Below are 21,619 nucleotides of genomic sequence, written 5' to 3' on the forward strand. Positions count from 1 at the left end.
TATTGATGATAAAAAATCGGCATTCGAATGAATGCCGATGTATAAATTCCGGTAACAAATATATTATTTCTTCACTTTCACTGTACATCCTATCGCAACAGTTTTTGTCATTTTTATCGGCTCATTTTTAATCAGCGCATTTACTGCATCCTGAACATAGTATTCTGAAACATCATTAGGATTTTCATAATTATTGTCGATAGCGCCAATATACTTTACGATATTTTTCCCATTCTCTTTCTGCAGAAGAAAGACATGAGGGGTTTTTGTGGCTCCATATTGAGGAAAAATCTTCTGTCCTTCATCCACTAAATACGGGAACGTAAATCCTTTTTGCTTTGCTCTCTCAATCATTTGTGTATATCCGTCTTCAGGCTGTACGGAGGGATCATTCGGATTAATAGCGATTACAGGATACCCTTGAGATTTGTATTTTTTATCTAATGCTATAATCCTGTCTTCATATTTTTTTGCGTAAGGACAGTGATTGCAGGTGAAAACAACAATAAATCCTTTTGCCGATTTAAAATCACTCAGAGAAACCATTTTTCCATCAACATTTTTCAGCTTAAAATCGGTTGCTTCATCTCCTACTTCGTACCCTTTTACCAAAGATTTACTTTCTTTTCCGTGTTCCTTTTTACCATGATCTGTTGTGGTAAAGCTTAGGAGTCCTAATCCAACAACAAAAGCTATTATTAAGATGTTTAAGTTTTTCATAGTATTTTGTTCAATTTAAATGTTTAGCAATTGTATTTTCTAAGTCTTCTTTACTCATTTCACCGTCATTAAAATGTACTTTTTCACCATTTTTATAAAAGATCGTTACAGGGATATTTCCGTCCCAGTTCTTTTCAAAACGGGGAATCCAGGTATTCATTCTTTTAATATCGTCCAGTAAAATGACTTCTGCCCCAAGATTTTTATTTTTTATAAATTTTAAAACCCTCTCTTTATCTACAGCTCTGTCTAAAGAGACCAAAAGCATTTTAAATTTCGGGTCATTTTTGTATTTGTTATTCACTTCCATAAAGTAAGGAAGCTCTTTTACACATGGAGCACAAGTAGTCGCCCAAAAGTTTACCACCAGCAATTTATCTCTTTCTGACTGAATTCTCTTTTCGAGTTCTTCATATTTCACAGAGGAAACATCAGTTTGATTTTGCGCAGAATACCAATGTGTGCCCAACAGTAAAATAACAAAGTAAATTATCTTATTCATACTCAAAATTAAGAAAATCAACAAATTAGTCTACAGAGACTTCCTGTTAAATTTTGTTAAGAGTTTTGAGGATATTTTAATTTTCTTCAAAAATAATCACTATATCAGGAAGGATAATTATTTTTGTGGAAAATTATTGTATGAAAAAAAGGATATTGCTGCTGATAACTTTGTGTATGGTTTCTTTTGCTTTTGCACAGGAGACTCCAGAAACAAAAACGACTCCGGCTCCTGCTCCGGCAACTATTATCAATGTGGAGTCACTTCCTCATTATGTAGAACTGAAAAAGAGGATCAACCTTACGGGTGTAGTAATGACCGCAGATAAAGAACCGGAATTTCCTGGTGGAATGGCACTTTTCCGCAGAAAATTTGCTGAAAATATGGAGGTAATCTACGCAAAGGGCAAAAAGATAGATACCCGCGTTTATTTTATCGTTGAAAAAAATGGCTATATCAATAATATTGCCGCCATAAGCAACAATAAAGATCATGCAAAAGCAGCAGAAGCAGCACTAAAGAAAATGCTGGTTCGCTGGAAACCTGCTTTAGTGGCAGATAAACCTGTTCGTTTTCTTTACAGCTTCCCGCTTTCTTTGCAGAAGTATTAAAATGAATCAAATACCTTAATAAAAAAAATGATTGGATTATCCTCCAATCATTTTTTTTATCGAATTAAGCTTCATTAAAGCTTCTATGGGTGTCAAGGTATTGATATCTATTTTGGTCAGTTCCTCACGAATATTCTCTAAAACAGGATCATCCAGCTGAAAGAAAGACAACTGCATATTTTCTTCCGTCACTCTTTTGATGCTTTCTGATGAACTTCCCTGAGTGCGGCTTGCTTCCAGTGTTTTCAGGATTTCATTGGCTCTGTTCACCACTTTTGCGGGCATTCCCGCCAGTTTCGCCACATGAATACCGAAGCTATGCTCACTTCCGCCCGGAATCAGCTTTCTTAAAAAGATAATATTTCCTTTATTTTCCTGAATAGAAACGTGGAAATTTTTCACTCTTTCAAAATTCACGGTCATTTCGTTCAATTCGTGGTAATGTGTTGCAAATAATGTCTTTGCCTGTGTCGGATGCTGATGAAGGTATTCTGCGATGGCCCAGGCAATAGAAACTCCGTCATAGGTAGATGTTCCGCGACCAATTTCATCCAATAAAATCAAACTTCTTTCCGAAATATTGTTCAGGATATTGGCCGCTTCATTCATTTCAACCATGAAAGTGGATTCTCCGGCAGAAATATTATCCGTTGCTCCTACTCTTGTAAAAATCTTATCTAAAATCCCGATTTTCGCATGTTTTGCAGGAACAAAGCTCCCAATCTGAGCCAGCAGGCAAACAATCGCCGTTTGACGAAGAATCGCCGATTTACCTGCCATGTTCGGTCCGGTGACCATAATGATCTGCTGAGAATCTTTATCTAAGAAAATATCGTTCGGGATGTATTTTTCTCCTAAAGGAAGTGCATTTTCAATGATCGGGTGTCTCGCTTCTTTTAAATCGATCGCAAAAGTTTCTGTTAAAACAGGCTTGGTATAACTCTCAGAAACGGCCAGTTCAGACAATCCAACCGCAACATCTAACTGTGCAATAATATTTGAATTTTCCTGAATCTGATCAATATAAATCATGGTTTCGGCGCATACATTTCTGTACAGCTCATTTTCCAGCACTCCTATTTTCTCTTCGGCTCCAAGAATCTGATTTTCATATTCTTTCAGTTCTTCCGTGATGTAGCGCTCGGCATTAACCAATGTCTGTTTTCTCAGCCAATCACCCGGAACTTTATCTTTATGGGTATTTCGAACTTCAATATAATATCCGAAAACATTATTAAAATCTATTTTAAGGCTCGAAATTCCTGTTCTTTCGATTTCTCTCTGACACATTTCGTCTAAGAAACCACGTCCTTTAGACTGCAACCCTCTTAATCGGTCAAGCTCTTCAGAAATCCCTTCCTTAATGACATTTCCTTTTGCTAAATTAACAGGAAGCTCATCATTCAGATGATTTTGAAGGCATTTAATTAATTCATCCTGATCGTACAACGGATCCAGCCAAGCCAGAACATCCGCATGAGGATGAAGCAAAGCTTTGATTTTATGAATATTAATTAAACTCTGGCGAAGATATCCCAATTCTTTAGGTGAAATTTTTTCTGCCGCCAGTTTTCCCATCAGTCGATCCAGGTCAGAAATCGATTTCAACAGTTGAGAAATTTCATATTTAAGTTGATCGTTTTCGTTCAGAAAATCAATTAAAGCAAGCCTTCTGTTGATTTCACTGACTGATTTCAACGGCAAAATAATTCTTCGTCTCAATAGTCTTCCTCCCATCGGAGTAGATGTTTTATCAATGATATCCAACAAAGATTTTCCCTGCGGATTGCTTGGATAAACAATTTCAAGGTTTCTCAATGTAAAATTATCCATCATCAGGTAATCTTCCTGAGGAATCACCTGAATTTTAGTAATGTGGGATAATAAATTGTGATGGGTATCTTCAACAAGGTAAGCAAAAATGGCTCCTGCTGCCGTAATCGCCAACGGCTGGCTTTCAACACCAAAACCTTTTAATGAATTGGTTTTAAAATGATTGGTAAGTTTTTCGTAGGCAAAATTATATTGATATGCCCAATCTTCAAGCTTGAAAGCATTTTTATTTTTAAGCTGTTCAGGAATCTGAACACTTCTCTGGTAAATAATCTCACTCGGGTCAAACGTATTGACAATATGAAGCAGCTTTTCCAGGTTTCCTTCGCTCACCAAAAATTCTCCCGTAGAAATATCCACCAAAGCAATCCCGAACCTCTCCTTTTCCTTATGAAGGGAAAGCAGGAAATTATTCTTTTTTGAATTAAGAACCTGGTCATTGAACGTAACTCCTGGTGTCACCAATTCTGTAACACCACGTTTTACAATTCCTTTAACCATTTTGGGATCTTCCAGCTGATCGCAAATTGCAACCCTCATTCCCGCTCTTACCAATTTTGGCAAGTAAGAGTCTACAGAATGATGTGGAAATCCAGCCAGTTCGATGTGATCTTCACCATTGGCTCTTTTTGTTAAAACAATGCCTAAAATCTGAGACGTTCTCACCGCATCCTGCCCGAAAGTTTCGTAAAAATCCCCCACTCTGAATAGTAAAAGAGCATCAGGATATTTCGCCTTGATGGTGTTATACTGAGTCATTAACGGAGTTTCTTTCTTCGCTGCCTTTGCCATTAAAATCTGTCTTAAAAAATTAGGATGGTAAAAGTAAGAAATAAAATAGTAGAAGGAAAGCTTTTGAAAAACTACATTTATAATCTCCCACAGATTTCACGGATTTGCACAGATGTTTATGTTTTACTTTGTTTTAAAAAAAGAAAAAAATATATGCAATAATCCGTGAAATCTGTGGAAAAAAAAATTATTAAGAATGTCTCGCCAAAGCTTTTGAACTCTTTTTATACGCCCATTTTTGTTTATAATTCACCCATTTAGCTTTAAAAATCTTTCGCATTAATTTATCCGTGTATCTCATAATGAAAACATGATACAGCATATTGGCAAAAACATTCGGTTTATTCGGAAGGGCACGAAGTGACATTGAAAATCCAGGCTCTAAATATCGGTTGAAATGCCAGAAAGCTCCCGGAATAAAAAGAGCGTCTCCATGTTCCATGAAAATTTCAAAACCTTTTGCCTGTTTCAACGCCGGAAATTTTTCATAGTCAGGATTCTCATAATCAACATCGTAGATGGTGTGCACCGATAACGGAACTTTATATAAAAAAGCTGACTGTTTCTGATCGAACAATAAAATTCTCTTCTTACCTTCAAAATGGATATGAAGAAAATCTCCCAAATCTACATCATAATGCATTAAAACATGCGCCTCACTTCCTCCAAAAAACAAAGTAGGAAGTCTTTTAAAAAATTTCATCCCCAAATCCGGGTATGTGAAATTCTTCAATAATTCCGGAAGCCGGTCTGTGATGATATAAAAGAAAATTCTAAGATCCGAAGGCTTGCTTTTTATGGTATCAATATAATCCTTCATTTTCATTTTGGTAACGGGAGCATCGCTGCTTTTATTCGCATCAGCGGGCTTGTTATCATACAAAGGAACTTCCTGTTCACCGGCTTTCTCACGGATAAAATCAAAGTTCCATTTATCAAAAGCATCCCATCGGCTCGCAAAATTTTTAATCAGAAGCGGCTTGTGCTTTTTGAAATAATTTTTCTGAAAATCTTCTTTACTAATATCTGTAACAACATCTACACTTTCGAGAATCATTTGGTGTGGTATTTTTTAATGCGAAATAAAAGTAGTGTTTTTTTGAAACTCAGAAAAATTTCATCATTAATTTTATTTATCATTACCAGCAATAATCCTAGGCTTTTAGCTACAGAAATATAATAATATTGAAATTATTCCTCCAAAAATAATCACAGCACAGCCTTGAGGACTTTTTGATTTTCTTGTATTGCGACCAAATGTACTCACGTAATGTCCACTTACCCATTTTCCATTCCTGAAATATCCTTTTCTGTAATACCCCATTTATATTAATTTTCAACAAAGAAAAAATCTATGCCATGAAAAAAATTATGGTTTTCCGTAAAGTCAAGATAAAACGAAAAATTTATATTTGTAAGAACAACAAAATCTATGAGAGTTTACGACACCAAACATTTTCTAAAAATCCTTTTCAGCCTGCACAAAAGCGATACTTTGAAAATCCTTTTTCCAAGCATGATTATTGTAGGCCTGTATTCGTGGGGAATTGAATATTTAGAAGTCGAATATCTTCATCTTACTTCAAAATCAGGAATCAGTAATGTCGGGATGATTCATTCCTTGCTTGGTTTTGTACTTTCTTTACTATTGGTTTTCAGAACCAATACTGCCTATGACAGATGGTGGGAAGGAAGAAAACTCTGGGGAAAACTGGTAAACGATTCCCGAAATTTTGCTATAAAAATCAATTCCATTCTTGAAAATGACAGAAAAGATGCCGAACAGATTGCAAGGTACTTAAAGTTTTTTCCTCATTTCTTAGCCAAGCATCTTTCTAAAGATTCTACGAGATTGGCTCTGGACGAAGACTATTCGGAGATTGAACGGTCTATAAAGAACCATGGACCTAATGAAATCATTAGCCTTCTGACCTATAAACTGAATCAGCTAAAAAAAGAAGGGAAAATTTCTGATGTGGAAATGCTGTATCTGGATACACAACTCAGCGGTTTCTTAGAAGTTTGCGGTGGATGTGAGAGAATTAAAAACACTCCGATTCCTTATTCTTACTCTTCTTTTGTCAAAAAGTTCATCATTCTGTATGTCATGGCATTACCGGTTGCCTATGTGATCAGCATTGGTCTTTTTATGATCCCACTTACTGTTTTTGTCTATTATGTTTTGATGAGTTTAGAGCTTATTGCCGAAGAAATTGAAGATCCTTTCAATAATGACGAGAATGACATCCCTATGGAAGCACTGGCACAGAATATTGAAAGAAACGTTCATCAGATCATGGGATTAAACAAACTTCCCTAGTTTCAAAAATCGGGTTTAATAAAAAACTGTTATTTTTGATTTTTTAATCTCTACAAAATAATACATTGGTACAAAAATTAAAACTGGAAGAACTCAACAGAATAGATGTGGAAACATTTAAAACGGTTGAAAAAATTCCTTTGGTAGTTGTTTTGGACAACATCAGAAGCATGCACAATGTAGGTGCTACTTTCAGAACTGCAGATGCTTTTTTGATTCAAAAGATCGTTCTTTGCGGTATTACTCCGCAACCTCCTCACCGCGAAATTCATAAAGCGGCACTGGGAGCTACAGAAAGTGTTGACTGGAGCCATGAAAATGATATCAATACTGCCATTAATGATTTAAAATCGCAGGGTTTTGAAATTGTGGGAATTGAGCAAACGACAAGCAGCCAAATGATCACCGATTTCACCATAGATAAGTCTAAAAAATATGCCGTTATCTTAGGAAATGAAGTAGAAGGAATCAGTGATGAAGCCCTTCCTAATATCGATTCTTTCCTGGAAATTCCCCAATTGGGAACAAAGCATTCTTTAAATGTGAGCGTATGCGGAGGAATCGTAATGTGGGAGTTTGCGAAAGCCCTAAAATAAAAAAACTGCATATGCCTAAAAGACAGTGCAGTTTGAAATAAATCTAATAAAAAGTAAAAATGAAAGGCGACAAAGATACTTCTTTTTCCTTTACAAACAAATTTTAACATCACTTTTCAAAAAAAATCATCAAAAAAAAGCGATATACAGAAAAATTTTAGTTTAATTTTTTATAAATTAGCACCATGTTTATCAAGGATTATATCTCAAAAGACTTTCCATGTTTTAGCCTGACTGATTCAATAGAAGCAGCTAGGGATTTATTAGAAGACTTTGGATATACTCATGTTTTCATCAAAAAATCCCATCATTTTTACGGAGCCATTGCCATAGACTTTCTTTATGAAGAAGAAGAGGGTACTTTAAAAGACCTGGAACACCAGATAGAACGTTTTGCGATATCGGAAGACAGCAATATCATGGACAGTATCCGTCTGTTTCATACTTTTAACACTAATGTGGTTCCTGTTATCAATAAAAATGAAAAATATTTAGGATATATAAGCTGTGATGATATTTTCCAGGATTTATCAAAATATCCGCTGTTTTCTGAAACGGGAGCGATCCTTACCATAGAAACTCCGGCGAGAAAATATTCCATGACAGAAATTGCCAATATTATAGAAAGCAACAATTCTAAATTTTACGGAGGATTTATCAGTTTTATGTCGGATGAAGTGATTCATGTGACGATAAAGATCAGCAATGAAAACCTGGCTTCGATAGACGCCACATTCGACCGATATGATTACCGAATTGTGGAAAAATATTATTCGGATGAAAAATCGGACCTGTATAAGGACAGATTCGGCTTTTTCCAAAAATTCATAGAAATCTAAGCATGAAAGCAGCCATATATTCTCAGAAAAAAGATCTTGACACCTTTTTATATCTCAGTAAATTTATTTCAGAGCTGGAAAGCAGAGGTGTAGCATCTGTTCTTTATGACGAAATGGCTGAAGCCCTTCAGTTTTCAAAAATTTTCGAGACTTTTAATTGTAAGCAAGATCTTCTAGAGAAAAAAGTGGATCTTTTTTTCACATTTGGAGGAGACGGAACGATTGTAAACTCTTTAACTTTTATTGAAGATTTAGAAATTCCTGTTGTTGGGGTAAATACCGGAAGACTCGGTTTTCTGGCAAGCTTTACAAAAGAAGAAGCGTTCAGGGAGCTGGATGCCATTTTAAAAGGAGATATTAAAACCAGCCGAAGATCAGTAATTGAAGTAGTTTCTCCCGGCTTAGAAGAAGGTTTTTTCCCTTATGCATTAAATGATGTGACCGTTTCCAGAAAAGAAACGACTTCCATGATTACTGTAGATTCATACATTAATGATGAATTTTTAAATGTATTCTGGGGAGACGGGGTAATTGTTTCGACACCTACAGGTTCTACGGCATATTCATTAAGCTGCGGCGGGCCGATCATTTCTCCCAATAACGAAAATTTTGTCATTACTCCTATTGCACCTCACAATCTTAATGTAAGACCTTTGGTGGTTAATGACAGGGTAGAAATCAAGTTTAGGGTAGAAAGCAGGGTTCCCCAGTATTCTCTTTCTTTAGACTCAAGATTAATACATATAGAAACAGATAAGGAAATTATTATAAAAAAGGCATCTTTCCAGCTTCTTCTGGTGCAGCCCAACAATTTAAGTTTTTACGAAACCATCCGTCAAAAGCTACTTTGGGGCCGAGATAAAAGAAATTAGTTATTGAGCAAAAATGATTACCTTTACAACAATTTTACAAGATCCTAATAATTTATATAAAAAGTAAAACATGAGCAGAATTTTTCCGGCAGGAGTTGCCACAGGTCAATTAGTTACCGATATTTTTCAATATGCTAAAGAAAATAAATTTGCATTACCGGCAGTAAACGTAATTGGTTCCAGCAACATTAATGCAGTTATGGAAACTGCAGCGAAATTAAACTCTCCTGTTATTATTCAGTTTTCAAATGGTGGAGCTGCTTACAACGCAGGAAAAGGATTAAACAACGATGGGCAGAGAGCAGCGATTTTAGGTGCTGTTGCAGGAGCTAAACATATCCATACGCTGGCTGAAGCTTACGGAGCAACTGTAATTCTTCACACAGACCACTGTGCAAAAAAATTATTGCCTTGGATTGACGGATTGATGGATGCTAACGAAGAGCATTACAAACAAACGGGAAAATCTCTTTATTCTTCTCATATGCTTGATCTTTCTGAAGAGCCTTTAGAAGAAAACTTAGAAATTTCTGCTCAATATTTCGAAAGAATGGCTAAACTTCAGATGACTCTTGAAGTGGAAATCGGAGTTACAGGAGGCGAAGAAGATGGTGTTGACAACTCAGATGTTGACAACTCAAAATTATATACTCAGCCTGAAGACATCGCTTACACCTACGAAAAATTGAAGGCGATATCCGACAACTTTACAATTGCAGCCGCATTTGGTAACGTACACGGAGTTTATAAGCCAGGAAACGTAGTTCTTACTCCGAAAATTCTTGACAATTCTCAGAAATATGTTCAGGAGAAATTCGGAACAGCGGCTAAGCCGGTGAACTTCGTATTCCACGGAGGTTCTGGTTCTACTTTGGAAGAAATCAGAGAAGCCATCGACTATGGAGTAATCAAAATGAATATTGACACTGACCTTCAGTTTGCTTATACAGAAGGAATCAGAGATTATATGGTAAACAATATCGAGTATTTGAGAACTCAGATCGGAAACCCTGAAGGAGAAGAGAAACCAAATAAAAAATTCTACGATCCGAGAGTTTGGATGAGAAAAGGTGAAGAAACTTTCTCTACAAGATTGGTTCAGGCATTTGAAGATTTAAATAACGTAAATACTTTAAAATAAAAATTGGTAAGAAGTAAAATGTATAATGTAGTAAGTTCAGCACTTTCTCTTTTATACATTTTACTTTTTTCATTGTACATTAATATATTATAAAATGGCAGCATTCGACTGGTTTAAAAGAAAAGCAAAAAACATTACGACTTCTACTGATGAAAAAAAGGATGTTCCCAAAGGTCTTTGGCACCAAACTCCTTCTGGAAAAGTAGTTGAGCATGAAGAATTAAAAAGAAACAACTATGTTTCTCCTGAGGATGGATTTCATGTAAGAATTGGAAGTGCAGAATTTTTTGATATCCTTTTTGATGAAGGTAAATTCACTGAGTTAGATGCTAACGTTGAAAGTATAGATATCCTTAATTTTAAAGATACGAAGCCTTACGCAGACCGTTTAAAAGAAGTAAAAGCGAAAACAAAGCTTACTGACTCTATCAGAAACGCCGTAGGAACTGTAAAAGGAACTGAAATGGTAGTTTCTTGTATGGATTTTGCTTTTATCGGAGGATCTTTGGGTTCTGTAATGGGAGAAAAAATCAGAAGAGCGGTAGATTATTGTATTCAGCACAAACTTCCTTACATGATTATCTGTCAGTCAGGAGGTGCAAGAATGCAGGAAGCAACGTATTCTCTGATGCAGTTGGCAAAAGTACAGGCAAAATTGGCTCAGCTTTCAGAAGCGGGACTTTTATACATCGCTTACCTTTGTGATCCTACTTTTGGAGGTATTACGGCTTCTTTTGCTATGACAGCGGATATTATCATGGCTGAACCGGGAGCTTTAATCGGTTTTGCAGGACCTAGAGTTATTCGCGAAACAATTGGTAGAGATCTACCGGAAGGATTCCAGACTTCTGAATTCCTGCAGGAAAAAGGATTTGTGGATTTCATCGTGAAAAGAACTGAAATTCAGGACACCGTAGCTAAAACAGTAAATTTATTGGCAGTACGTGCTTAAAATTTGTAACAAAAATACAATCATCTCTCTCTAATTAGGGAGAGATTTTTATTGATGAGAACTTTTAAAATATTCTTTGATACGATCCGGAGTATGAGTTTCAAAAAGATCATGCGTCTTTTGTCACTCGTTCTGCCCCATCCTCTTTTTTCTTTATTAAGTTTTCATGCCACCATACAAGCGTACACCATTGCTCAGAAAAAATTCCCTAAAACCGCTTCTAATAATGGTATCGGAAATGCTTTCAGACATGCTTTGTGGTGCTGCTTTATCATGATGTACTGCTGTAAAGTTTCTTCTCCTCAAAAAGCACTGGAATTCTGTAAAAGAATGACCGATATGCACGAAGAATTATTTCCCAACCAGCCATTGGAAACAAAAATGGATCTTCATAACAATAAAATCGGGATGGATTATTTTATGGAATTACTGCCCGGAATCCACCGTCAGTTCTTTGAAAAAAGCTTTTTCATAGATGGCCTGGAAAAGAAAATGAAGGAGGCAAAAGTCTTAAAAAATCTGGATGATGATTTTGATGGCTTTCTGGTTTATCTTTCTGATGTTAAATCGTAAAGATATTAAATTGTTAGGATGTAAATCTGTACATTTGTTTTTTATAGAACGAAATAAGCAGCTTAACGAATTAACAACTTTACAACTTAACAAAAAATAAAGATGGTTCTCAGCAGAATTTGGTCGGCATTTATCATTGTTGCCATTGCTATTGCAAGTATAAAATACATTTCCTCAAGTCACTACAAAACCATTTTTAACGATATGGTAGTGGGAAAAGGAGGCGATACGGTACAGATTGCAACACAGAAAATAAATACACTTTCTCCGATTGTCCGGGACAGTTTGATGAAAAAGCCCGATTTTGCTGACAACAGAATCCACTATAAAACTGATTCACTAAAACAAAATGTAAAAGTATATCGTGTTCAGGAAGCTGATGGCGTAATCGGAACCTCTGAAACAGCAGTGAAGATATGTTTGGGGTTGATCGGGATTATGACGTTATTCATGGGATTCATGAGTATTGCTGAAAAAGCAGGCGGAATCAATTTATTGAGCAGGTTAATACAGCCCTTTTTCTCAAAACTATTTCCTGAAATCCCTAAAAATCATCCTGCTTTCGGGCATATGCTGATGAATTTCAGTGCCAATCTCTTAGGTTTGGATAATGCAGCAACTCCTTTTGGCTTGAAAGCCATGGAAAGTCTGCAGACTTTAAATCCGAGTAAAGACACGGCAAGTAATTCTCAGATCATGTTTCTTTGCCTTCATGCAGGAGGAATGACGCTGATTCCGGTTTCTATTATTGCTATTCGCGCTTCGATGGGATCAAAAACTCCTACCGACATTTTCCTACCGTGTATGATTGCGACGTTTGCCGCGACTTTAGCTGCAATGATCATAGTTTCGCTCTATCAGAAGATTAATTTATTAAGACCTGTCGTTCTTGCATATGTTGGGGGAATTTCGGCTCTTATCGCTTTACTGGTTTTATATTTAACTCAATTAAGCAAAGACGAGTTGGATGATTTCAGCAAAGTACTCAGCAACGGATTAATTCTTTTCATCTTCCTTGCCATTGTGCTTGGAGCCGTTTATAAAAAAATCAATGTTTTTGATGCCTTTATTGAAGGAGCAAAAGAAGGTTTTACAACCTGTGTAAAGATTATTCCGTATTTGGTAGGGATGTTGATCGCCATCTCCCTGTTAAGAACTTCCGGAGTTTTTGATGTGATTATTGACGGAATGAAATGGGTAGCCAATGCCGCAAACTTTGATCCCCGATTTGTAGACGGTCTTCCAACTGCTTTAATCAAGCCATTATCAGGTTCTGGAGCAAGAGGAATGATGGTTGATACCATGACAACCTTCGGAGCAGACAGCTTTCAGGGAAAATTGGCAGCTGTTCTTCAGGGAAGCTCAGATACGACGTTTTACGTAATTGCTGTGTATTTTGGAGCGGTAGCCATAAAGAATACCAGATACACCGTAATTGCCATGCTTTTGGCGGATCTGGTGGGTGTTATAACTTCTATTGCGCTGGCTTATCTTTTCTTTGCATAAAGTTAATAATGAAAGCCTACATTCAAACTGATACAACAGGGGAATTTTATAATGTGAATGCCTTTATAGCATATGAAGGGTTCAAAAACTTTGGTTATGAAATAGAAAAATTTGTTGATGCAGACGATATTTCAGATAACAATCCGGAAAATATAATTATAGGAGGAATCGGAAATGTAAGAAAGAGGCTTAAAAACCTAAACATAATTCGTCCCGATAAGGAAATTGATTATCCTGAGGAATTAAAACCTTTTTTGAAAAGAAAAATTTGGGAATCAACAATTAATCAAATTTTCTCAGATAAAAACAACTGGAATATTTTCATTAAGCCCAAAACAGAAACAAAATTGTTTGCCGGAAAAGTTATTCAAAATGAAATGGATTTTTTAGGCATTATTAATAAAGAAAAAGACATTGAAGTACTTTGTTCTGAGCTTATTGATTTTAAAACAGAATGGAGATGTTTTATTCGATATAAAGAAATCTTAGACATTCGAAGATACAAAGGAGACTGGGATACAAAAATAGACATAAAAATTGTTGAAGCCGCCATAAATTCATTTACATCACAACCCAATTCATTTGCTTTAGATTTTGGTGTAAATACAAAAGGGGAAACAATATTAGTTGAAGTGAATGATGGACATTCTTTAGGAACTTATGGTCTTTCGTCCATTAATTATGCGAAGTTTCTTTCCGCCAGATGGAGTGAGCTCACCCAAACAGAAGATTATTTAAACTTTTAAAAAAAAAATCAATAATGATTACAGATAAAGAATTTACATTAAGACTAATACGCCAGTTAACTCAAGCATTAGAAAAACTTATTTTGGATAAGCCTGAAGAAAGTTTAATGCAGAAAGAACTGGATTTTGAAACTTTGATGAGGGATATTTTCAAGTTTGATTTTACCACTCTTTCATCAAAAACAAAAGAAGAGATTATTGAAATCGTCAACGAAAGGCAGGAAAGAGATCACAAGGATTATTATGAAATGTTGGGAAATCTTTTCTATTTTAATGGAAAAGCGAATGGAAATAAGGACTTTTTGGACAAGGCAAAAACATTCTACGAGTTGTACCTTCAGACCAGTGGGATTTTTGCTTTGCCAATTATCAACAGAATTAATGAACTTAAGAATTAAAAGCTTTATATAACAACGACTCGGGGCGGCCTTAAAAGGCCGCCCCGAGTCGTTAATTCAACAATTCTAAAATATTCTTCTTTTCCAGAGTAAAGTTTTGATGAGATTCATTTTCAATCGTAATGACTTTAGCCTCATTAAGCATCTTTTTTATTTCACAGAGCATATCTTCATTTGCTTTCGACACATCAAGAGTATTAACCTTGATAATTCTTTCACCCAAATTCAATTCCGATAATTGATTATTTTTCAATTTATTAACAATAATCAGATTGCCTTTATTCACGGTAAAAGAAATTCCGAAAGAATTATATTCGGACTTATTTCCGTTCGGATTCAGAATAATCTTTTTATTGATAAAGTCCAGAACTACTACATAATTTTCCATGAATTTAGTTCCTACTAAGTTGACAGTGTCTAAACTGCTGTCTATAATCTGATTTCCGACGTTTATATTACCAAACTGAACTTCCATTACATCAACCTCTTTTTCTCCCTTGCTTATACTATTTAAAGACTGCGCAAGTAAACCTTCAAAAATCAGAAAATCATGATCTTTTATCTTGTTATAAGATTGCTGATTAAGAGAAAAGCCCATCCCTGAACCCGTATCAAAAACATAGTCTAAAATTTGTCCTCTTATTTTCACTTCAATTTTGGGAACACTTGTAAATTTTTCTTCTGTAAATGGGATATTTACTGAGCCAGAAGACAAATCAGCCTCTGTTTTATCAGATACAGTAAGCGTTTTATTTTTAAAATCAATTTGCCACATCTTATCTTTCATCATATTCGCACCTAAGATCCCACTTATCTTTTTGCAGGCACGAGAGCTTATCCAGCTGATATCAGCAAACGAAAAGTTGACATTTTTAATATTTAAATCTGCTACCTTTAATGTATTAATCATGAAGACATCCATTTTAGATTTCGCATTATTCGCATCTATTGCCTCAAATATAATGTTGCTTTTTTTAGCATTAATTTTATCCTTCAGTTCATCTGAAATAATAGTAAAAGCCCCGGTATCGAATATAAAATGATGTTGATCATTCTTTATCGTTACATTTAAGACAATCTTTCCTTCTATTAATTCAAAAGGGATTACGGTTGCTTTGAAGAAAAACGGACAAAGTAATAATAAGATGATTAAAGAGTTAAATTTCATATTTCTATTGTGATTTATTCATGGTATAAGCAAATATAAGCACTCTCTCTATTTCTCCAAACAAAAAACCGTGGCAAAGGCATTACACTTTAACACGGTATTATAAAAAATTAAATTATTTATTTTCTTAGAAGGTAATCTTATACGTTCCTGTCGAAGAAACATTAGCTTTTTCAGCCTTTACATATTTTTTTACCCAAGCAACTGAAGTGGAAGAAACACAAGGATCTGAAATTCCTCCTGCTCTTCTTGCAGAAACCACATTTCCTGCTTTATCTACGGTATAAGCGATCGTAATGGAACCGCTTGCTGTACAGCCGTGAGAAGGTTGCGCTCCTCCTCTTCCCATCGTTCCCGGAATATATCCTACCAACTTCCTGTCAATTCCCACTTTACTGTCTCCGTTTCCGTCACCACCCAAAGGATCTCCTGCATTTCCTATGCCTGTTCCGTCTCCCTGACTTCCTGCTTTCGTTCCCCTTCCTCTGATTAAATTTCCAATGGCTGCTGTTCCTTTTCCGTCTCCGTTCCCGGTTTTTGAATTTGCTGTAACCGCACCGGATTTTTTAGTATTTTTAGAAGCACTTGTACTTGTAGCAGATTTTTTATTATCCGCCTTTGACTCCTCTTTTTTCGGAACCGTTACTTTAGAATTATTTCCTGTAATAATTTTATCCTTAGCCTCTGATTTTTTGGTTTCAGGTTGTGGTTCAGGCTTTATGATGGTTTTTGTTTCAGGAACTGCCGTTTCTACAGGTTCAGGAGTAACTTCTTCCGTAGCAGCAGCCAGACTTCCCGGCTGATCTGCAGGTTCTTCTACCCCATTTCCGTTTCTGTTATCCCCGAAATTGACCAGCATTGTCGTAACAACCTCCGGTTCCGGATCCAATTCAGGTTTTAATTTATATAAAAAAACAAACAACAAGATCGCAGACCAGATCAGAACAGAAAGCAATGCGCTTTTTATCCGGTCTCTGTTTTCTTCCTGTTTATTTATAGCATAAGTCTTCATCGTAAAATAATCTTTATTCGTGATTATTTATCCTTTACTGTTGCAATTGCAATATTAAATTTGTGTTTTTCCGCAATTTCCATCGCAAATACCACATCTTTATGCATTGTATTTTCATCCGCTCTTATCGTAAAAGATTTGTTTGTTTGACCAGCCAGTTTATCAACAACGATTTGCTCTAGCTGATCTTTATTGACAGGAGTATCGTCTACGAAATAAGAACCGTCAGGTTTTATACTTACCGTTAAAGGATTAGGAATATTGTCTTCTACCGCTCCCGTTTTCGGAAGCTTTACATCTATCGCACTTTGATTGGCCGCCGAAGACGTTACCATAAAAAAGATCAGCATCAGCAGGATAACATCGGTCATCGCTGCCAAACTGAACTCGGGATTCGCTTTATTTCTTCTCTGAATTTTCATCTGGAAAGATTATAAAGGTTTGTTGATAAGATCTAAAAATTCACCAGACATATTCTGAGCCTTCAATACAAACTTATCAATTCTTGTTAATAACAAATTATAGAAGAAGTTAGCCGGAATTGCCACTGCAAGACCTACCGCAGTTTGTCCTAAAGCCGTATAAATTCCTTCAGAAAGTGTTTTCGGAGAGAAAGACCCTGTTGCGTGCGAAAGGTTAAAGAACGCAATAATCATCCCGATTACCGTTCCTAAAAGTCCCAACATAGGAGCAATACTCGGAACTACCGCCAAAAGATTAAGGTTTTTTTCCATATTCGCAACTTCAACCTGAGCCTGAGATTCCATGGCACTCACAATATCAGAAACAGGACGCCCTAATCTTGAAATTCCCTTTTCTAAAATTCTTCCTTCCGGAGAGTTTTGTCTTTTACAATAGTCTGAAGCAGATTCTATTTTGCCTTCTTTAATGAAGTCTTCAATATTATCCATAAAATTGGAATCCGTTTTTGAAGTCAACCTTTTAATAAAGAAAAAACGTTCAAAAAACAGATACACCGAAAACACACCAAGTGTTAGTACGGTCACCATCACTATTTTAGCGAAAGCACCTCCATGAAACATGATCTTCCAAAATGAAAATTCTAAATCTTCTGTGTTCACTGCCGGTGTAGCAATTTGTGCAAATAAAATCTGAGTAAGTTCCGTTAACAGCATTAATATGTAGTTTTATAATGGTTTTAAACGACAAAAATAATAGAATATTATTAATTGATGTCTTAAAAAATGCTTAAAAACAACTTAAAATTAAGTTGCTTTTTACAAACAGCAAAATTCTTTCCAAAAAGTATTGAAAAGAATTTTTAGTATAAAAAATATTAAGATATAAGGATATTAATCCTCGTCTACCTCAATATCATCTTGTTTAAATTCGCATTTAAGTCTGAAAGGTATCGGAGTATCTGAACCCGTGTAAAAATCATCAATTGTTCCTTTCCAGATCACCTGAAGTTCTCCTTCTTCATTCTTTTCAAATTGAAGCTCGTTATCATAGATGAAAGCCTCTTCATCATCAAAAAGATCTACTTCTGTGTAGCTGTCTTCATCAGAATCATTAATTTGAATTGTTTTCCCTTCTATTTCCGCAGATTCGATAGGGAAATCGAAGACCTCAAGCGAAAGTTGTGGAAAATTGTACTGCAGAGAATCATCGTCAACGTGATCCAAACTGTCATCCGTAATAACTTCAACCTCTAAAAAATGTTGTTGGTTGCTATAGACCGCTTTGCAATAAGTATTTCTGATATTGTATTTTAGCGTTTCGTCCGGATGGTAAATTTTTAAAATCCCTTTCATTATTTCTTAAAAAAAGAACTGTAATAGTATGATTGTTAAACGTTTTCAGCAAAGATAAAAAATAGATTGAATGTGAAAAATATTTTGAAAAATATTTTTGCAAAATCCTCCTTCAAAACACCCTTTTTTGTTATTATTAATTACTTTTGTTTTTCAAAGATTCTGAAAATGAAAAACATTGTATTTAAAAGCATCGTCGGTTTGGGATTACTCATGGGTGTGGCCTCTTGTAAGAAGTCGGATTCACCATTAACAAAAGTAACTCCCAGTAATTTAGATTCTATCGCGTCGAACTATTATGAACAATATCTGAAGCTTTACCCTCTTGAAGCGACTTCCCAGGGCGATCTCAGATACAATGACCAATTGCCGATCAATATAGACAAAGATTTTATTTCCGGTGAAGTTTCTTTTTATAATTCAGTACAGAAACAGTTGGAAAATGTTGATTATAAGAATCTTTCTGATGAAGACAAAGTTGTATATGATGTACTTGACTTCATGCTGAAAGACAGAATTGAAGGATATGCCTATCACCCAGAATATATTCCGTTTACCCAGTTTGGAGGTTTACCTTTAAGTTTCCCTCTTTACGGAAGCGGACAGGGAAGCCAGCCTTTCAAAACAGAAAAAGATTATAGCGACTGGCTAAAAAGAATGGAAAAATTTCCGGATTGGATGAATGCTGCCACGGACAATTTCAGAGAAGGAATAAATAATAAAATGGTATTGCCTAAAAAGCTGGTTATTAAAATGATTCCTCAAATGAGAGCGGAAGAGATCATTACCACAGATTTGGATAAAAATATTTTTTACGGACCCATTAAAGACTTCCCGAAAAGCTTCACTAAAGAGCAGAAAGATAAATTTTCAGGGCTTTACAAGGAAACTATTTTAAAGAAGATTATTCCTGCATACACCAAAATGGGTGACTTCTTAGAAAAAGAATACTTACCTAAAGCAAGAGAAACTGATGGATACAACAGTCTTCCAAATGGAAAGGAAATTTATCAGTATTACGCAAAAAGCTGGACAACCACCAACAAATCTCCTGAGGAGATCAACAAAATAGGTCTTCAGCAAGTGGCTATGCTTCGTGCGGAAATGGAAAAAGTAAAGCAACAGGTTGGCTTTACAGGGGCTTTGGAAGAATTCATCAGTTTTGTAAAAACAGATCCTAAAGCAATGCCTTACAAGACTTCCAAAGAAGTTTTAGGTGCATTCAATGGAATTTTGACGAAGATTACCCCGAAGCTTAAAACCATGTTCTCTGTAACTCCAAAAACTAAATTTGAGATCAGACAGACCGAGAAATTCAGAGAAGCCAGTGCAAGCGCAGAATACATTCAGGGAACTCCGGATGGAAAAAGACCCGGTATTTTCTATGTTCCACTTCCTGATCCTTCCAAGTTCAATGTTACTTCAGGAATGGAATCTTTGTTCTTACATGAAGCTATTCCGGGGCACCATTATCAAGTTTCCTTACAACAGGAAAACACCAAGCTTCCCAAATTCATGAGATTCGGATGGTTTGGAGCATACGGAGAAGGATGGGCACATTATTGTGAAACATTAGGCCCTGAATTTGGATTGTACACAGATCCTTATCAAAAAATGGGGTATTTGAGTGATCAGATGTTAAGAGCAGTAAGACTGGTCGTAGATACCGGTTTGCATACGGGAAAAATGACCAGAGAAGAAGCTATTAAATATTTCCTAAGTAATATTTCTTATGATGAAGCCGGAGCAACCGCCGAAGTTGAGAGATATATGGCTATGCCTGGACAGGCTTTAGGATATAAAATAGGCTCGTTAAGAATTCGTGAACTTAGAGAGAAATACCAGAAAGAACTGGGCCCAAAATTCAATTTGGCAAGCTTCCACGATGAAGTTTTAAGCCAAGGATGTCTTCCTTTGGATGTACTGAACAGAAAAATGGAGCTTTGGGCAAAAAAGCAGAAGTAATCCTCATTAAAAATATTAAAGTCACAAATTAATTTTTGTGGCTTTTTTGTTTGATTTATTTCATAAATTCATTCAGCAAAAAATTTAGACGATATTTTAAAGCTTTAATTCAATAGAAAAATGATAACAGAAGGTCTACAATCGCTTTATACAAGAGATTTAAATAAATTAAAACTGGAAATTGAGTCTTATCAAGACGAAGCATCAATTTGGAAAACAGATAAAAACATTTCAAATTCTGCGGGAAACCTGTGCCTTCATTTGGTCGGAAATCTTAATCATTTCATTGGAGCTCAATTAGGGAATTCAGGTTATATCAGAAAGCGTGAGCTTGAATTTTCATTAAAGGATATTCCAAGAACTGAGCTTATTGAAAAAATTGAAGGAACATTGGAAATTGTGGCTTCAACATTCAATACACTGTCTCGCGAAGATCTGGAAAAAGATTTTCCTCTTGAAGCTTTAGGATATAAAATGACCACTGAGTATTTCCTGATCCATTTATTTGGTCATTTAAGCTATCATCTGGGACAGATCAATTACCACAGAAGATTGTTGGATGGGGAATAGTTTTTAACCACCCCGTCAAAAATTCTTCGAATTTTTGACACCCCTCCGAAGGAGGGGAATTTTATGGTAACAATTTATTTCTCTTTTTCTTTAAACATCATTTTGGTAATGAAGTCTTTCTCTCCTTTTCCTCTTGCAGGAGAATATTCTCTTCCGTAAAAAATAATCTGAAGGTGAAGCTTATTCCATACTTCTTCTTTCCAGATACTTTTAGCGTCTTTTTCCGTTTCTACGACGTTTTTCCCGGAGGTAAGCTTCCACTGCGTCATGAGCCGGTGAATGTGTGTATCGACCGGAAAAGCAGGAAATCCGAAGCCCTGACTCATCATCACAGAAGCCGTTTTATGACCAACTCCCGGAAGCGCCTCTAATTCTTCATAAGTTTGAGGTACTACTCCATGATGTCTTTCCAACAGGAGTTCTGCCATTCTTTTCAGGTTTTTGGCTTTTGTATTCGCCAGTCCGATTTCTTTGATCAGTTCTTTGATTTCCGAAACCTCCAATTTTGCCATTTTTTCAGGAGTTCCCGCCACTTTAAACAGGTTTGGAGTTACCTGATTTACTTTTTTATCGGTAGTCTGAGCAGATAACGCTACGGCCACCATCAAAGTATAAGGATCCGTATGATCCAGCGGAATCGGAACTTCAGGATATAGTTTTTCTAATTCGGTCTGAACAAGCTCGGCTCTTTGCTTTTTTGTCATTTAACTATTAAATTTGAACAAAAT

24 protein-coding genes are annotated in these 21,619 nt (G+C 35.8%); 13 read left to right on the top strand and 11 right to left on the bottom strand.

The window, feature by feature from the left end:
- Positions 1-63: 63 nt before the first annotated feature.
- Both CLV73_RS13865 and CLV73_RS13870 read right to left on the bottom strand, forming a co-directional pair.
- Entirely contained in the window at positions 64-720 is a 657-nt protein-coding gene (locus tag CLV73_RS13865) for a thioredoxin family protein (protein ID WP_100377472.1), read from the bottom strand.
- 10 nt (positions 721-730) lie between these two features.
- A complete protein-coding gene (locus tag CLV73_RS13870; RefSeq protein WP_100377473.1) occupies positions 731-1,222 on the bottom strand; it encodes a TlpA family protein disulfide reductase in 492 nt (163 codons plus the stop codon).
- A gap of 140 nt (positions 1,223-1,362) precedes the next feature.
- On the opposite strand from CLV73_RS13870, the gene CLV73_RS13875 reads away from it, so the two are divergent.
- A complete protein-coding gene (locus tag CLV73_RS13875) occupies positions 1,363-1,833 on the top strand; it encodes a hypothetical protein (RefSeq protein WP_157798802.1) in 471 nt (156 codons plus the stop codon).
- Positions 1,834-1,869: 36 nt separating this feature from the next.
- On the opposite strand, the gene mutS is transcribed toward CLV73_RS13875, so the two are convergent.
- From mutS to CLV73_RS18940, 3 genes are all read right to left on the bottom strand, one after another.
- Positions 1,870-4,458, bottom strand: a complete 2,589-nt coding sequence (gene mutS / locus CLV73_RS13880) for a DNA mismatch repair protein MutS (protein ID WP_100377475.1) — start codon at positions 4,456-4,458, stop codon at positions 1,870-1,872.
- 190 nt (positions 4,459-4,648) lie between these two features.
- Positions 4,649-5,515, bottom strand: a complete 867-nt coding sequence (locus CLV73_RS13885; RefSeq protein ID WP_100377476.1) for a cupin-like domain-containing protein — start codon at positions 5,513-5,515, stop codon at positions 4,649-4,651.
- A 105-nt stretch (positions 5,516-5,620) separates the two neighbouring features.
- A complete protein-coding gene (locus tag CLV73_RS18940) occupies positions 5,621-5,782 on the bottom strand; it encodes a hypothetical protein (protein WP_157798803.1) in 162 nt (53 codons plus the stop codon).
- 108 nt (positions 5,783-5,890) lie between these two features.
- Between CLV73_RS18940 and CLV73_RS13890 the strand changes: the two genes are divergently transcribed.
- The 10 genes from CLV73_RS13890 to CLV73_RS13935 all read left to right on the top strand — a co-directional run bounded on the left by CLV73_RS13890 (position 5,891) and on the right by CLV73_RS13935 (position 14,401).
- Positions 5,891-6,778 (top strand): bestrophin family protein, encoded by an 888-nt coding sequence (locus tag CLV73_RS13890; protein WP_100377477.1) that lies wholly within the window; start codon positions 5,891-5,893, stop codon positions 6,776-6,778.
- Between the two features lie 65 nt (positions 6,779-6,843).
- On the top strand, positions 6,844-7,374 hold the full coding sequence (locus CLV73_RS13895; RefSeq protein WP_100377478.1) for an RNA methyltransferase: 531 nt from the start codon (positions 6,844-6,846) through the stop codon (positions 7,372-7,374).
- A 185-nt stretch (positions 7,375-7,559) separates the two neighbouring features.
- Positions 7,560-8,213 (top strand): CBS domain-containing protein, encoded by a 654-nt coding sequence (locus tag CLV73_RS13900; RefSeq protein WP_100377479.1) that lies wholly within the window; start codon positions 7,560-7,562, stop codon positions 8,211-8,213.
- Positions 8,214-8,215: 2 nt separating this feature from the next.
- Complete coding sequence (locus CLV73_RS13905; protein ID WP_100377480.1) at positions 8,216-9,085, top strand: NAD kinase; 870 nt, start codon at positions 8,216-8,218, stop codon at positions 9,083-9,085.
- 70 nt (positions 9,086-9,155) lie between these two features.
- On the top strand, positions 9,156-10,226 hold the full coding sequence (gene fbaA, locus CLV73_RS13910; protein ID WP_100377481.1) for a class II fructose-bisphosphate aldolase: 1,071 nt from the start codon (positions 9,156-9,158) through the stop codon (positions 10,224-10,226).
- Between the two features lie 94 nt (positions 10,227-10,320).
- Complete coding sequence (gene accD, locus CLV73_RS13915; RefSeq protein ID WP_100377482.1) at positions 10,321-11,178, top strand: acetyl-CoA carboxylase, carboxyltransferase subunit beta; 858 nt, start codon at positions 10,321-10,323, stop codon at positions 11,176-11,178.
- A gap of 54 nt (positions 11,179-11,232) precedes the next feature.
- Positions 11,233-11,751 carry a DUF6973 domain-containing protein gene (locus tag CLV73_RS13920; protein WP_100377483.1) on the top strand — a complete coding sequence of 173 codons (519 nt, stop codon included), beginning with the start codon at positions 11,233-11,235 and terminating at the stop codon, positions 11,749-11,751.
- A 102-nt stretch (positions 11,752-11,853) separates the two neighbouring features.
- Positions 11,854-13,257, top strand: a complete 1,404-nt coding sequence (locus CLV73_RS13925) for a nucleoside recognition domain-containing protein (RefSeq protein WP_100377484.1) — start codon at positions 11,854-11,856, stop codon at positions 13,255-13,257.
- Between the two features lie 8 nt (positions 13,258-13,265).
- Complete coding sequence (locus CLV73_RS13930) at positions 13,266-14,003, top strand: ATP-grasp domain-containing protein (protein ID WP_100377485.1); 738 nt, start codon at positions 13,266-13,268, stop codon at positions 14,001-14,003.
- Positions 14,004-14,017: 14 nt separating this feature from the next.
- Entirely contained in the window at positions 14,018-14,401 is a 384-nt protein-coding gene (locus tag CLV73_RS13935; RefSeq protein ID WP_100377486.1) for a hypothetical protein, read from the top strand.
- A gap of 52 nt (positions 14,402-14,453) precedes the next feature.
- Here CLV73_RS13935 and CLV73_RS13940 read toward each other — a convergent pair whose 3' ends face one another.
- From CLV73_RS13940 to CLV73_RS13960, 5 genes are all read right to left on the bottom strand, one after another.
- Positions 14,454-15,569 (bottom strand): retropepsin-like aspartic protease, encoded by a 1,116-nt coding sequence (locus CLV73_RS13940; protein ID WP_100377487.1) that lies wholly within the window; start codon positions 15,567-15,569, stop codon positions 14,454-14,456.
- Between the two features lie 127 nt (positions 15,570-15,696).
- The gene (locus CLV73_RS13945) at positions 15,697-16,581 is read right to left on the bottom strand and encodes a ferric siderophore ABC transporter substrate-binding protein (protein ID WP_100377488.1); all 885 of its coding nucleotides are present in this window, start codon (positions 16,579-16,581) and stop codon (positions 15,697-15,699) included.
- A 23-nt stretch (positions 16,582-16,604) separates the two neighbouring features.
- Complete coding sequence (locus CLV73_RS13950; protein ID WP_100377489.1) at positions 16,605-17,003, bottom strand: ExbD/TolR family protein; 399 nt, start codon at positions 17,001-17,003, stop codon at positions 16,605-16,607.
- Positions 17,004-17,012: 9 nt separating this feature from the next.
- Positions 17,013-17,717: a MotA/TolQ/ExbB proton channel family protein gene (locus CLV73_RS13955; protein WP_100377490.1), complete on the bottom strand. Its 705-nt coding sequence runs from the start codon at positions 17,715-17,717 to the stop codon at positions 17,013-17,015.
- A gap of 177 nt (positions 17,718-17,894) precedes the next feature.
- Complete coding sequence (locus tag CLV73_RS13960) at positions 17,895-18,356, bottom strand: hypothetical protein (protein WP_100377491.1); 462 nt, start codon at positions 18,354-18,356, stop codon at positions 17,895-17,897.
- Positions 18,357-18,524: 168 nt separating this feature from the next.
- On the opposite strand from CLV73_RS13960, the gene CLV73_RS13965 reads away from it, so the two are divergent.
- Both CLV73_RS13965 and CLV73_RS13970 read left to right on the top strand, forming a co-directional pair.
- Positions 18,525-20,321 carry a DUF885 domain-containing protein gene (locus CLV73_RS13965; protein ID WP_100377870.1) on the top strand — a complete coding sequence of 599 codons (1,797 nt, stop codon included), beginning with the start codon at positions 18,525-18,527 and terminating at the stop codon, positions 20,319-20,321.
- 120 nt (positions 20,322-20,441) lie between these two features.
- Positions 20,442-20,891: a DinB family protein gene (locus tag CLV73_RS13970; protein WP_100377492.1), complete on the top strand. Its 450-nt coding sequence runs from the start codon at positions 20,442-20,444 to the stop codon at positions 20,889-20,891.
- A 74-nt stretch (positions 20,892-20,965) separates the two neighbouring features.
- On the opposite strand, the gene CLV73_RS13975 is transcribed toward CLV73_RS13970, so the two are convergent.
- Entirely contained in the window at positions 20,966-21,595 is a 630-nt protein-coding gene (locus CLV73_RS13975) for an endonuclease III domain-containing protein (RefSeq protein ID WP_100377493.1), read from the bottom strand.
- Positions 21,596-21,619: the final 24 nt, after the last annotated feature.

The sequence above is a fragment of the Chryseobacterium geocarposphaerae genome, assembly GCF_002797535.1.
GTDB lineage: Bacteria > Bacteroidota > Bacteroidia > Flavobacteriales > Weeksellaceae > Chryseobacterium > Chryseobacterium geocarposphaerae.